This is a genomic window from Rhodococcus mengyinensis, from assembly GCF_048381435.1.
GTDB lineage: Bacteria > Actinomycetota > Actinomycetes > Mycobacteriales > Mycobacteriaceae > Rhodococcus_F > Rhodococcus_F opacus_D.
Genome location: NZ_JBLWIT010000148.1, coordinates 250,457 through 263,783, shown reverse-complemented (window position 1 = coordinate 263,783; position 13,327 = coordinate 250,457). Strand labels below are relative to the sequence as shown.

The window sequence follows — 13,327 nt, the reverse complement described above, 5'->3', positions numbered from 1 at the left end:
ACACCACCGCGGCCCGGAGGTACCTCGTGGACTATTCGCATCATTACCGGACATTCCTGACCTGTTACGCCGACACCCATCGCTACGGGTGGCACCACGTCGACCTCTTCGTGCACGACGAGGACGGCAACGAAGTGAACTGGGTCCATTGGCAGACCCGCGAGGACGGACCGGACGGCGCCGACGCGGCTACCGCGCGCGTCGAACCGAACCTGCGACGGACCACCGACTGGCAACGCGGAATCAGCGCCGACGGGAGCGAGTACTGGATCGCCGAGGCGGCGTGGGCTCAGTGAACCGGCGGATCGGATAGACGCCGAACTGCCGGTTCGCCGACCGAGCGGCGAACCGGCAGTTCCGACGTATCGGTACCGGGCTTACGTGACGCTTTCGGCGACGCGCTGGAACACGACCTTCCCACCCAGCACGGTGGAGACGACCTGCATTGCCGGGATGTCATGCGGGTCGATGGTCTCGAGGTCGCCGTCGAGGATGCACAGGTCGGCCACCTTGCCGACCTCGAGTGATCCCTTCCAGTCCTCGGCGAAGTCCTGCCAGGCCGCGTTGATCGTGTAGGTGCGGACGGCGTCGGCGAGGCCGATGCACTGGTCGGGCCCGCTCACCGCGCCGCTGGCCTTGCTCTCGCGCAGGATCATCGTCGAGATGCCCTGACGCCAATCGGGCGGTGTGACCGGTGCATCGGAACTGCTCATCAGGTGCACCCCGGATTCGACGGCACTGCGATACGGCCATTCGTAGGCGGCTCGTTCGGTCCCGACCACCCCGACCTCCAGGTCGGCGATCGTCCACTTGATCGTCGGGTTCATGTTGACGCCGATGCCGTTCTCGGCCAAACGTTTCAGGGTGGCTTCGCTGATGAAGTCGCCGTGGATCAGGTAGTGCCGGGCATCCTCGCGGGGGTGCGCATTCTGCGCGGCGATGATCGCGTCGGCGACGGTGTCGATGGCACGGTCACCGGTGACGTGCACACCGATCTGGTAGCCGGCCTCGTGTCCGATGCGGACCATCTCGGTCACCTCGTACACCTGACGTTCGTCGGTGTCGCCGCCGACGCACAGGGAGCCGCAGCCGCCGCCGACGTATTCCTCGTGCATCCACGCGGTCTTGCTCGGCGGGATGCCGTCGGCGAACACCTTCACCCCGAGTACCCGGAACATCCTCGGGTCCACCGATTCCGGAACGTCGATGTTCGCGAGGTTCTGTCCGAAATCCTCGGCCGATCCGGACATTCCGGTGGGCAGGAGGAGAAGGTTGACGCGGGCGCCCAGTTCTCCGCGGCGGGCGAGGTCGGCATACACCGCGAGGCCCTCGGCGCCCATCGCGCCACCGGCGAGGGCCTCGCCGCCGGGGCCGATCGCGGGATCGGTGAAGCTGGTGATGCCCTCGCTCTGCAGGATCGAGATCGCCGAGCGGAGTGCCTCCTCCCGGCGCTCCCGGGTGAGGGCGGGAAGAACACGCTGCACGAGGGCCTGCGCACCCTCCATGACGATGCCGGTCAGCAGGCCGTCCTCGCCGACCGGCATGAGGCTGCCCGGCGGGAGCGGGGTGGTTTCGTCCACCCCGGCGAGCGCGAGCGCCGCGCTGTTCACCCACGACGTGTGCCGCGAGAAGTCCTGCAGGAACACGGGATTGTTCGGGGACACCTCGTCGAGGTCCCAGCGGGTCGGCGTCCGTCCGGCCTCGGCGAGGCACTCGTCGAGATACCCGTCGTCCCAGCCGGTTCCGATGATCCACTCGCCGTCCTCGGCCGCCGCGGCGGCCTCCCGCACGAGTTCACGGACGTCCGCGATCGACCGGACGGCCGGGAACGACACGTCCAGCGACAGCGGCGGAGTGTCGAGCCCGTAGGCGATGGCATGCAGGTGCGAGTCGTTGATTCCCGGGAGGATCGTCTTCCCACCGAGGTCCGTGACCACGGTGTCCGGTCCGATCAGGGTTTCGATCTCCGCATCGCTGCCCACCGCGTGGACGAGTCCGTCACGCACCGCGAGGGCGGTGGCGATCGTGAAGTTCGCGTCGACGGTGAAAACCTTGCCGTGGATGTAAACGGTATCGGCGTAACTCATCGGTTCCTCCAGGTTGCAGTCGTGGGAGAGCTGTCAGACGGCCATAGGGGCCATGCCTAGGATCATCAGTGCGGATCCCGCCGTCGCGGTCCTGACGCCGGAGCGACGCTCGCGGCGCGGGGTGGAGCGAAAGAGATGCAGTGTCAACAGTGCCCAGCACACGAGCACGAGGAGTGGCAGCCAGCCAGTCGAGATTCCAGCGCCACCGTGGTGGTGGCCCGACGGCGCCGACGCCGCCGGGGCGGGGGCGGACGTCGGGGCCAGGAATAGCAGCACCCCCATGGCGGTGAGGTCCACCGCGCAGGGCACGGCGGTCCGGCGGTGCATGGTCTCACCGGTGACGAAGACGGCGAGGGCGATGAGGACGGCACCCCCGAGGAGGTGAATCCCCGCCGGCAGGCCGGGGATCATCATCGCGACCATGGACACCGCCATCGAGCCGTGCGCGATCCGCACCCGGCAGTCCGTGCCGTGTGCCCGCCACATCGGCACCATCGCCCCGACGGCTCCGACGAGCATCGCCGCGTGCACGGCAGGGATCTCGAACATCGCCGGACTCAGATCGTGGGGGTGAGTTCGCGACGCTGCCCGACATCCGCCCGGCTCTGCCGGGTGACCCGGGCGACGACCAGACCGGCGACGAAGAACAGTGCGATCACGGCCAGCAGGATGTCCGCGAGCAGTTCCGATCCGCCGATCAGCGTGGTGAAGTTGTCGAGCACCAACCCGGTGACGGCCACCAGGCCCACGCATCCGAGCACCGGAGCGATGCGGGTGTGCCAGAGCCGGGTATCCAGCCGGGTGCGGGCGAAGAACGCGATGATCGCGACGCTGGTGAGCACCATCAGCACCAGGATGCTCACGGTGGCCAGACCCGCCATCCAGGTGAACAGTTCCAGCACCGGGTCCGCGCCGACGAGGGCGAACACCCCCACGACCACCGTCGCGGAGATCGTCTGGGCGACCGAGCCGATATGCGGGGAACCGTGCTTGGTGTGGGTGCGGGACATTGCACGCGGTGCCGCACCCTTGCGGGCGAGGGCGAACACGTACCGGGAGATGGCGTTGTGGAAGGCCAGGAGCGCGGCGAACAGGCTGGTGACGAGCATGATCGCCATGACGTCGGCCGCGGGTCCGCCCAGGAAGTGCGCGGCGGCGGCGAACGTCAGCCCGGCAGGGTCGGCGGCGGCCGCCGCGGAGACGTTGTCGCTGCCGAACGCGAGCACCACCGCCCAGCTCGCCAGCGCATATACCAGCCCGATGACGATCACGGCGGCGTACGTCGCGATCGGAATCGTGCGCCGGGGGTTGCGGGCCTCCTCGCCGTAGATCGCGGTCGCCTCGAATCCGATGAACGACGCGATCGCGAACATCAATGCGACACCGGGGGATCCGCTGAAGAACGACGTCGGGGTGAACGACGCGAAGTCGATACCCGCGGCCCCGCCCCGCACCAGCACGCCGAACGACAGCGCCAGGATGATGCCGATCTCGAGCACGAGGAGCACCCCGAGGACCTTGGCGCCGAGGTCGATGCTGCGGTATCCGAGCACGGCCACGAGTGCGATGAGTACCAGCGCCCACATCCACCACGGCAGGTCGGGTCCGCCGTACTGGACCACGAGGCCCTGAATCGTCGCGGCCGCCAGACCGTACACGGCGGCCTGAATGGCGGTATAGGTCAGCAGAGCGAGGCCGGCTGCGCCGAGCCCGCAGGACTCACCCAGCCCCTTGGCGACGTAGGCGTAGAAGGCGCCGGTGTCGACCATGTGGCTGCTCATGGCCGCGTATCCGACGCTGAAGACGAGCAGGACCAGTGCGGCAATGAGATAGGCGGTCGGGGCGCCCGCGCCGTTGCCGATCGCGATCATGACGGGCAGAGCGCCGCCGATCGCGGTCAGCGGCGCGGCGGCAGCGATGACGAGGAAGACGATCCCGACGACGCCGATGGATCCGCGTAACTTGCCGGCACCCGAACCCGTGGTGGTGTCAGACATCTGTTCCCCCGTCCGAGTGGCAGCTGCCGCCTCCGGTCGCGCAGTGCTTCGACGTCGTGCGGGGAACGTCGAGAGCGGGGTTGCGGTCGAAGAAGCCGTTGGGCTTCAACGTGAACCCGGTGTAGTCGACGGGCATGATCGGCCAGTCCTCGGGTCGCGGGAAGTGCGTGAGGCCGAACGTGTGCCAGACGACGACGTCTTCGTTCTCCAGATCGCGATCACCGGCGACGAAGCTGGGCAGTCCGGCGCCACCCGCGTGCTGGTTCACGAAATCCCCTGCCGCGTAACGCTCCTTCTCATCGAACTGGGTGACCCACAGGTGCTTGGTGGCGAACGTCGCCCGCGCCGCGATCGAGGAGTCGTCGTCGGCCAGCAGGATCGGCTGACCCTCCGGGTGGAGTGCGTACGCCACCGGCTTGCCCAGACGGTTCAGCCTGTTCGGGTTGCTGATGTGCCACACGCGTCCGACGCTGTTGTCCGCGAGGCGCTGCGCCTCGGATTCCTTCGTCAGCGGCGTGCGCTCGAGGGTGAACGCGTTTCCGTGCAGGTTCCCGGGGCCCATCTTCACCCGCTTGGTCTGCACCTCCTCGACGGAGTTGCGGTCGCCGTCGATCATCATGTCGAGGCGGGCGCTGAACAGGTGCTGGTGGTACGGGGCGCCGAGGCCGGGGGCGATCTCCGAGGCGTACGGGTAGTCGCCGCCCGGGTGACCCGACGTGAAGACGATGCCGGTGGCCTTGACCTCGAATTCGATGGTGCCGTCGAGGTAGAGGTACCAGAAGAAGCCGTAGTCGTAGTTGCCGATCGTGGTGAAGAAGGAGATGACGAGACGGCGCTGGCGGCGGGTCTCGGCTGAGCCGGCCCACAGGTCGGTGTGCTTCCACAGCACGCCGAAGTCCTCCTCGTGCATGCACACGGCGTTCTTCAGCGTCTTGGGGGTGCCGAACTCGTCGGCGATGACGGCGTCGAAGTAGGTGATGTCGCCGACGCAGTCGCAGCCGAGTTCGAGGGCGTTCGCGTAGCGGCCCACCATGTACTCGCCGGTGTCGAAGTAGTTCTGCCACGACCGGACCGGCGAGGGGTCGCCGTAGGGCACCACCATCTCGGCGATGGACGCGCGGTGGATGATGGGGCGCACCCGGTCGCCGTCGGCGAACCCGAGCTGGTGGAGGACGAGACCCTCGCGGGCGTCGAAGCCGACGCGGAACGACCACTTCTCCCAGTCGACGCGGTTGCCGTCGACGACGAAGCTGGGTCCCTCGGGCTGGGTGATCTCGATGGGCTTCTGGGTGGTGCGCAGGGGGCCGGTGACGGCGAGATCGTCGAAGTTGCCCGACTCCTCGGGGATCGGGACGGCGCCGAGATCGAGAACGTCGGTGACGGTCCGGTTCATGACGTCGACGAATCCGACGAGCCCGTCGATCGGGTGGGCCCAGGCGTGGTCCTTCGGGTGGTCCTGGCGGAACGCGAGCCCCCGGAGGATCCGCGTGCCCGTCTCGCCGGGGTAGTCGAAGACACCGGCCGAGAGGGGAGCGACCCGGACGTCGGCGACGTCGAGTCCGCGGGCGGCGAGCGCGGCGAGCCAGCGTTCGTCGGCGGCCAGCACCTGCTCGACGAGCTCGAACTCCTCGTCCAGGACGGGCATCTGACCGTCACGGGCGGCGTCGAGGGTCACCGAGCTGATCACCGACCGCTGGGTCACCGACACCACGACGTCCACCGCGTTGGGTGACGAGATGTCGTGCAGCAGAACGCGGAATCGGCGATCGGTCTCGGGGGCCTCCGCCGTGTACAGCGTCGACTTGTCCGGTTCCTCGAGGCCGACATAGACGAATCTCGTCTGCTCGGTCAGCGCGTCGGCGACCTCGAGGATCTCGCGGAGGGAGGCGATTTCTTCGACGGTCGGCAGCGACAGCGGGTGGTCGATACGCGCAGGGGAAAGGGTGGGCATGTCGCGATCCTTTGGTTCTACGGGTGTTGAATAAAAACTTTAGTGACGTACGTTACAGCCGAGGTGTCCTCGTGTAAACAGTGAGTTTCGCGCCCGAACAAACTGACCGTTCGGTCAAAAATGGTTCCCTATCGGATTCCGCAGCAACGGTTTTGGCTGAGCGACGGAAGGCTCAGAGTGCGGCGACGAACTGCTCGAGCATCTCCAACTGACGCTCCGACGACGTTTCGCCCGGCGTGAGGACACCCAGAATCTGCATGCCCATCATCATGTTGAGCAGTTGCTCGACCACGATGCTGACGTCGATGTCGCCGACGGAGCCCTCCTCGCGCGCCTGCTCGAGGAAGATCGCCATCTGCTCACGCCAGTGGTCCATGGTGCGGCGGTTGGTCGCGGCCATCTGCTCGTCGTACATGGCCCGCGGCCACAGCGAGGCGGCGATCCGGGCTTCGAGGAGTTGCTCCTCGTTGATCGGCATCACTTCGCGGCAGAGGATGCGCAGTGCGTCGAGTCCGGTCGCGTCGCCGAGCGCCTCGGTGATCCGGCGGTCGGTGGCCTCGGAGATGTGCTCGTACGAGGTACGGAGGATCTCGTCCTTGCCGGCGAAGTAATGACTCAGGGCGCCGTTGGTGTACCCGGCCTCGGTGGCGATGTCGCGCATGTTGGCAGCATCGATACCGCGGGCGGCGATCAGCCGCCAGGCGGCGGCGGTGATGCTGCGCCGCCGCTCGTCGTGATCCACGACCTTAGGCACGACGCGTACCTGCCCCACCAGCGATCATGCGACCACGGTATCAATGAGCTCCGCCGAGATTGAGAACGACCACTCCCGAGACGACGAGACCGGCGGCGATCGCGGCAAGCAGGAACACGTACGGCATGGGGACAGGGAACCATGCCGGGAGCGGAGAGGCGTGCAGCGCCCCACCGCTCCCGACTGTGCCGATCTACGAGTACATGATGACGCCGCGGACGTTCTCGGCCTTCCGCATCGCCTCGTAGCCGTCGTTGATCTGATCGAGTGTGTATGTCCTCGTGATCATCTCGTCGAGCTTCAGCTGACCCTCCATGTACAGGCGCAGCAGATGAGGGATGTCGAACCGGATGTTCGCGTTGCCGAACCACGCTCCCTTGAGGGTCTTGCGCATCGCCGTCAGATCGAACAGGTTCAGGTCGACGTCGTTCTGCGTGACGTCGCCGACCGACACGTGGACGCAGGTGCCGCCCTTGGCCACCAGGCTCATCGCCGGGGCGATGATGCGGCCACTCGCATTCGCGACGGTGATGAGCACCTTGTCGGCGAGCTGGCCCCACGTCAGATCCTGGAGGAGGGGGAGCGCCTCGTCGATGCTCGCCGCGGTGTGGGTCGCGCCGAAGATCTTGGCCTGCTCCCGCTTGAATTCCGACGGGTCGACGACCACGACGTGCCGGGCCCCGGCGAGCGCTGCGCCCTGCACCGCCCCGCAGCCGACGCCGCCCATGCCGATCACGACGACGGTCTCACCGGCCTGGACGCCGGCCGCGTACACCGACGACCCCCAGCCGGTGGTGACACCGCAGCCGACCAGCGCCGCCTTGTCGAGGGGGATGTCCTTCGTGATCTTTACGCACGACGCCTCGTTGACCACGGTGTACGGCGAGAACGTCCCGATCAGGCATTGGATGGCGGCGTCCTTGCCGCGAACGTGATGCCGCGCCGTGCCGTCCGAGATCTGCCAGCCCTCGAGCAGGTGGGCTCCCAGGTCGCAGATGCTGGACTGGCCGGTCGCGCACTGCCTGCATCGGCCGCACGCGGGGATGAATCCGAGAGCGACGTGATCGCCCTTCTCGACGCTGGTGACCCCGGGCCCGACCTCGAGCACGACGCCGGCGCCCTCGTGGCCACCGATGAACGGGTAGTACTCGAGCGGCAGGCTGCCGTCCCGGACGTGTTCGTCCGAGTGGCACATCCCCGACGCCGCCAATTGCAGAAGCACTTCACCGTGCTTCGGCGGGTCGAGTTCCAGTTCTTCGATCTGCCACGGCTGACCGGGCTCCCACAACACTGCGGCCTGGGTTTTCATAAGTCCTGCTCCTGTCCGACGACGTCGATGCTGGGGGCGATCAGAGGATGATCGTGACGACCTTCTCCTCGGTGTTGGCTTCGATTCCGGCCCAGCCGAGTTCGCGGCCGGTGCCGCTGGTCTTCATGCCGCCCCAGGGCAGGGCGGGGTCGATGGGTGCCCAGCCGTTGACCGCGACCGCTCCGGCGCGGACCTTGCCTGCGAGGGTGTGGGCGTGGGACACGTCGCGCGTCCAGATCGAGGCGGCGAGCCCGTAATCGGTCGCGTTGGCGATCGCGATCGCCTCGTCGGTGGTGTCGAACGCGATGACGGTGCCGACGGGTCCGAAGATTTCCTCCCGCGCGATCTTCATGTCGTTGTTCGCGTCCGCGAAGATGGTCGGCTGGACGAAGAACCCGTCCCCGTCCGGGCGGCCACCGCCGGCGGCGACCCGGGCGCCCTCGCTGCGTCCGGCATCGATGTAGCCGAGGACGGTGTCACGCTGCTTCGCGTTCACCAGGGCGCCCATCGTGGTCGCCGGATCGAAAGGGTCGCCGAGGACCTGCGCGGACGCGGCGGCGGCGAGACCGTCGACCACCTGCGAGTACAGCGAGCGGTGCACCAGGATGCGGGTGCCCGCGGCGCACACTTCGCCCTGGTTGAAGAACAGTCCCATGGCCGTCCCGTTGATGGCGGCCTCGAGGTCGGCGTCGGGGAGGATGATCTGCGGGGACTTGCCGCCGAGTTCGAGGGTGGTGCGCTTGAACGTGTCGGCGGCGCGCTTGGCGATGATCCGGCCGACGCGGGGGCTGCCGGTGAAGCTGATCTTGTCGACGCCGGGGTGGCCGGCGAGTGCGTCGCCGGCGACCTCGCCGAGGCCGGGCACGATGTTGACGGTGCCTGCGGGCAGTCCGGCCTCCTCCAGCAGCGTCGCGAGGTGCAGGATCGACAGCGGTGCGTCCTCCGGCGGCTTGACCACCAGGGTGTTTCCGGCGGCGAGCGCGGGGGCGATCTTCCATGCCGAGATCATCAGCGGGGTGTTCCACGGGACGATCGCGCCGATCACGCCGACCGGTTCGCGGACGGTGTACGAGTGGGTGGGCTGGCCGAAGTAGCCGGCGGTCGGGATGGACTGGCCGGTGATCTTGTCGGCCCAGCCGGCGAAGTGCCGGAACGTGCCGGCGGCCATCGGGATGTCGAGCATGGTGGGCTGGCCGACGGGCTTGCCGACGTCGAGGGCCTCGAGCCGGGCCAGGATCTCGCCGTCGCGTTCGATGAGATCGGCGACCTTGTTCAGGATCCGTCCGCGGGCGGCGCCGGGCAGTGAACCCCATTCACCGTTCAGCTGCGTGCGGGCGGCCCGGACCGCGTCGTCGATGTCCTGGGCGGTGCCGGACGCGATCTGGGCGAGGGGGCGAGCGGTGGCCGGGTTCAGATCCGTGAACGTCCCGCCGTCCGACGCCGCGCGCCACTGCCCGCCGATGAACAACTCGGTCGCGGTTCCATCAGGAAGTCCTGTGGCACTGACGTTCTCGTGTACTGCGGTCATGGCGTCAACTCTCCCGGTGGTGTTGTGATGGCTGTCACAAGCATGCGGGCGGAGGCGCGGCGTCGTCTTGCACGCATGCGCATAGTTATTGCTCGTATGCGCACCGATTCGCCGTCCGGCGTAGTGAGTCGCGGTTTCCTGACAGTAAACGGCGCTGCTACGATGCGGACGTGACCACTCGACCCGAGACCGAGGTCCACCGCGACACGGGAGACCCAGCGCCCGTCGAGCGTGAGGTGCCGTCCGATACGCCGACCGGGCCCGATCTCGAGAAGGTGATCGCCAGGCAGGTCCGGTCGCTCCGCAAAGCCAGTGGACTCTCAGTGGGGGACATGGCGGCCAAAGTCGGAATCTCGAAGGCCATGCTGTCCAAGATCGAGAACTCGCAGACCTCGTGCAGTTTGTCGACGCTGGCGCGTCTGGCAGCCGGGCTCGACGTGCCCGTGACCTCTCTGTTCCGGGGCGCCGACACCGCCCGCGACGCCGTGTACGTCGAGGCGGGCCGCGGTGCGGTCATCGTCGGGCGAGGCACCCGGGTGGGACACCACTACGAACTTCTCGGCGCACTGCGCGGCCAGCACAAGCGACTCGAGCCGGTGCTGGTCACGCTCACCGACTCCAGTGAGACGTTTCCGCTGTTCCAGCACGCCGGCACCGAATTGCTCTACATGCTCGAGGGCGTCATGGTCTACGGGCACGGCGAGGCCGAGTACACGCTGCGGCCGGGGGATTCGCTGCTCCTCGACGGTGAAGGTCTGCACGGGCCCAACGATCTCGTGCGGTTGCCCATCCGCTTTCTCGCCGTCACCGCATACCCCGACCACCACGAGGACTGACGGCCGTAATCGGAATTTCGACCTTCCTCCGCCTCCGCGCCGGGCGTAGAGTGGCGGTTGGTTCGAAAGGTCGTGGTTACGGTGATAGCGACAGTTCAGATAGCGTCCGACAGCCAGTCCGCGCTGCCCTTCGACCGCCTCGAGCCGGTTCACCTGGCCACCGCGGGCACGATCGGTGTCTACTATTTCGACTACGGCACCGATGCGCGGATGAACTCGGATGATCTCGGCGACTTCTACGTCGTTCAGATCCCGCTGTCGGGTACGGCCCGAATTACTTCTGGCGCCGAGGAGTTCGATTCGACCATGTCGATCGCGTCGATTCTGCAGCCGGGACGCTCCGCCACCATGCAGTGGCACGAAGGGCAATCTCAGCTGATCATCCGACTGGCGCGCCGAAGTCTCGAGGAGCACTTGCAGGAAATTCTCGGGAGCCCACTCGGTGAACCGCTGAGATTCGAGCCGCAGATGGAACTCGGACGACCCGCGATCCGAGGGTGGCGGGAGGCGGTCGAACTTCTGGAGCACGAAGTGGCGAATCATACCGCAATTACTGCAGATTCGGCCGCCATGGAGGAATTCGAACTGATCGTGCTGAGTCAGTTCCTGTCCGCTCAGCCGAACAATTACAGTGCAAGGCTTCGGGGTCTGGCTCAGAGCCTGACCTAGCTGGGCACACCAGTGGCCCTGCCCCGCGGAGTGTTGGGGGGCAGGACCACTGTCTGTCTCGGGACCGGGATCAGGCCTTGGCGGGGTCCGCAGCCCTGGTCGTGATTGCTTCTGCGCCGAGCACCGCGTCGGTGCCATGCTTCGAGGCGCCGGTGAGGCCGACGGCATCGAGTACGTAGGCCGTTTCGCCGTGGACGGACACGTCGAGACCGTCGTACTCGCTTTCCTGGTCGGCGCGAATGCCCATGAACTTCTTCAGTGCCAGTGCGATCACCAGCGTGACGACGAAGCAGTAGGCGAGAACGGCTGCCACGGCGACACATTGACGCCACAACACGTCGACGCCGCCGCCGTAGAAGAGTCCCGCGGCGCCGTTGGGAGCGGCCGGATCCGCGAGGAAACCGATCAGAACGGTGCCGAGGATGCCGCCCACCAGGTGCACGCCGACGACGTCGAGCGCGTCGTCGTAGCCGAGCCGGTACTTCCAGGAGACCGCGAAGCAGCAGACCGCGCCGGCGGCGCCTCCGACGACCAGTGCGCCGAGCGGTGAGACGGCGCCGCAGGCAGGTGTGATGGCGACCAGTGCTGCGATCAGGCCCGATGCGGCGCCCAGCGAGGTGGCGTGACCTTCACGCAGTTTCTCGACTGCCAGCCAGGCGCAGATACCCGCGCACGCCGCGGCGACAGTGTTGAGGATGACGACGGACGCGCTGTTCCCGGCGGACAGCGCCGAGCCGCCGTTGAATCCGAACCAGCCGAAGAGAAGGATGCCGGCGCCGAGCATGGTCAGGGGAAGGCTGTGCGGGCGGGGCGAGACTGGGAACGTCTTGCGGGCCCCGAGAACCAGGACGACGGCGAGGGCGGCGATGCCGGCGTTGATGTGCACGGCGGTGCCGCCGGCGAAGTCGATGGCGCCGAGGGTGTTGGCGATCCATCCGCCGATCACCGACCCGTCCGCGGAGTCGAACGCGAACACCCAGTGGGCGACGGGGAAGTAGACGAACGTGGCCCACAGTCCGGCGAACAGCATCCAGGCGCCGAACTTCATCCGGTCGGCCAGCGCACCCGAGATGAGTGCCACGGTGATGCCGGCGAACAACAGCTGGAATCCCGAGACCAGCGCGGGCGGCAGTCCGGGTTCGGCGGGGGCCTCCAGTAATGAACTGGAGCCGAAGAACTCGAGGGGGTCGCCCAGAATGCCGAGACCGCCGAGGGAGTTACCCAGCACGGCGGAGTAGCCGAACACGATCCACAGCACCCCGACGACGGCGAACGCGCCGAACGTCATCATGGCCATGTTGAGCGTGTTGCGCACGCTGACCATTCCGCCGTAGAACATGGCCAGGCCCGGCACCATGAGGCTCACTGCCGTGAAGGCCGCGAGAATCCAGGCGGTGTCGGCCGCAGCGACTGCTTCGTTCATAGTCGTCCACCTTGATCGAGGATGGCGTGACACTTGTCGTGTCCGCCTTTGGGAATCGATGTCTAGTGACAGTGAACCAAAGCGGAGATTGCGGAAATAGTTCGCTGAGTGACAACTGCGTAACGGAATCCGGCGTGCGCCTGCGTGCCGATACGCGAAACAAAGTATCCTGACAGTGGACTTTCTAGGTAAGGAGAAGGAGTGACCACAGTTCGCGAGGCCCGCATCGCCCGGCGCTCGGATCGGCGGACCACCCCGTGGGCCAACGGCGCGGGCACCACAGCGGAGATCGCCGCCGGTGTCGCGTCCCGGTGGCGCTTCAGCGTCGCGACGCTCGAGGCGGGTTCGACGTTCTCGCCGTTTCCCGACATCGATCGGATATTCACGGTGATCGGCGACCATCCCGTGTCACTCGACTTCGGCGGCGGCCCCACCGTGATTCCGCGCCTGCGTCCGACGGCCTTCGCCGGTGAACGCAGCCCCGACTGTGTGGCGGAAGGGCTGACCGAGGCGTTCAACGTCATGGTCCACAGGTCCACCACAGCGGCGTCCGTGGACGTCGTCGACATCGGACCGGCGCAGGACGTCACCGCTGACGGGCGGCTTGCCGTCCTCGTCCTGGTCCTCGATGGGCGGCTGGCGACGGACCTCGGTCCCGTCCAACCGGGCGACTGTCTCCTCGTCGAGCAAGGGTCGGTGCGGCTGTCCGGGCAGGCGTCGGTCGTGGTGGCGGAGGTCCTCGCCCGCACGTGAGTGGCAATGCGTGCCAGGGC

The 13,327-nt window shown here is 67.3% G+C and carries 12 protein-coding genes; 4 read left to right on the top strand and 8 right to left on the bottom strand.

Features of this window, described 5'->3' with window-relative positions; genetic code table 11:
* Nucleotides 1-26 precede the first annotated feature (26 nt).
* A complete protein-coding gene (locus ACNJ7E_RS39410; RefSeq protein WP_280781189.1) occupies nucleotides 27-296 on the top strand; it encodes a hypothetical protein in 270 nt (89 codons plus the stop codon).
* An 81-nt stretch (nucleotides 297-377) separates the two neighbouring features.
* Here ACNJ7E_RS39410 and ACNJ7E_RS39405 read toward each other — a convergent pair whose 3' ends face one another.
* The 7 genes from ACNJ7E_RS39405 to styD form a co-directional block, all read right to left on the bottom strand.
* A complete protein-coding gene (locus ACNJ7E_RS39405) occupies nucleotides 378-2,087 on the bottom strand; it encodes an amidohydrolase (protein WP_280781190.1) in 1,710 nt (569 codons plus the stop codon).
* 33 nt (nucleotides 2,088-2,120) lie between these two features.
* Nucleotides 2,121-2,636: a DUF5134 domain-containing protein gene (locus ACNJ7E_RS39400; RefSeq protein WP_280781191.1), complete on the bottom strand. Its 516-nt coding sequence runs from the start codon at nucleotides 2,634-2,636 to the stop codon at nucleotides 2,121-2,123.
* An 8-nt stretch (nucleotides 2,637-2,644) separates the two neighbouring features.
* On the bottom strand, nucleotides 2,645-4,084 hold the full coding sequence (locus ACNJ7E_RS39395; RefSeq protein ID WP_418342367.1) for an APC family permease: 1,440 nt from the start codon (nucleotides 4,082-4,084) through the stop codon (nucleotides 2,645-2,647).
* Nucleotides 4,077-6,035 (bottom strand): primary-amine oxidase, encoded by a 1,959-nt coding sequence (locus ACNJ7E_RS39390; RefSeq protein ID WP_418342366.1) that lies wholly within the window; start codon nucleotides 6,033-6,035, stop codon nucleotides 4,077-4,079. Before ACNJ7E_RS39390 ends, ACNJ7E_RS39395 begins: the two co-directional genes overlap by 8 nt.
* A gap of 172 nt (nucleotides 6,036-6,207) precedes the next feature.
* Nucleotides 6,208-6,777: a TetR/AcrR family transcriptional regulator gene (locus tag ACNJ7E_RS39385; protein ID WP_317569169.1), complete on the bottom strand. Its 570-nt coding sequence runs from the start codon at nucleotides 6,775-6,777 to the stop codon at nucleotides 6,208-6,210.
* 205 nt (nucleotides 6,778-6,982) lie between these two features.
* Nucleotides 6,983-8,098, bottom strand: coding sequence for an NDMA-dependent alcohol dehydrogenase (locus tag ACNJ7E_RS39380; RefSeq protein ID WP_009475608.1), 1,116 nt, complete (start codon nucleotides 8,096-8,098; stop codon nucleotides 6,983-6,985).
* Between the two features lie 40 nt (nucleotides 8,099-8,138).
* Nucleotides 8,139-9,626: a phenylacetaldehyde dehydrogenase StyD gene (gene styD / locus ACNJ7E_RS39375; RefSeq protein ID WP_418342365.1), complete on the bottom strand. Its 1,488-nt coding sequence runs from the start codon at nucleotides 9,624-9,626 to the stop codon at nucleotides 8,139-8,141.
* Nucleotides 9,627-9,796: 170 nt separating this feature from the next.
* On the opposite strand from styD, the gene ACNJ7E_RS39370 reads away from it, so the two are divergent.
* On the top strand, nucleotides 9,797-10,462 hold the full coding sequence (locus tag ACNJ7E_RS39370) for a helix-turn-helix domain-containing protein (protein WP_280781195.1): 666 nt from the start codon (nucleotides 9,797-9,799) through the stop codon (nucleotides 10,460-10,462).
* Nucleotides 10,463-10,534: 72 nt separating this feature from the next.
* Nucleotides 10,535-11,131: a cupin domain-containing protein gene (locus ACNJ7E_RS39365; RefSeq protein WP_418342364.1), complete on the top strand. Its 597-nt coding sequence runs from the start codon at nucleotides 10,535-10,537 to the stop codon at nucleotides 11,129-11,131.
* A gap of 70 nt (nucleotides 11,132-11,201) precedes the next feature.
* Here the strand turns inward: ACNJ7E_RS39365 and ACNJ7E_RS39360 are convergent, their stop codons facing one another.
* Nucleotides 11,202-12,554 (bottom strand): ammonium transporter, encoded by a 1,353-nt coding sequence (locus tag ACNJ7E_RS39360; protein WP_280781197.1) that lies wholly within the window; start codon nucleotides 12,552-12,554, stop codon nucleotides 11,202-11,204.
* A gap of 201 nt (nucleotides 12,555-12,755) precedes the next feature.
* On the opposite strand from ACNJ7E_RS39360, the gene ACNJ7E_RS39355 reads away from it, so the two are divergent.
* Nucleotides 12,756-13,307: a HutD/Ves family protein gene (locus ACNJ7E_RS39355; RefSeq protein ID WP_418342363.1), complete on the top strand. Its 552-nt coding sequence runs from the start codon at nucleotides 12,756-12,758 to the stop codon at nucleotides 13,305-13,307.
* Nucleotides 13,308-13,327 lie beyond the last annotated feature (20 nt).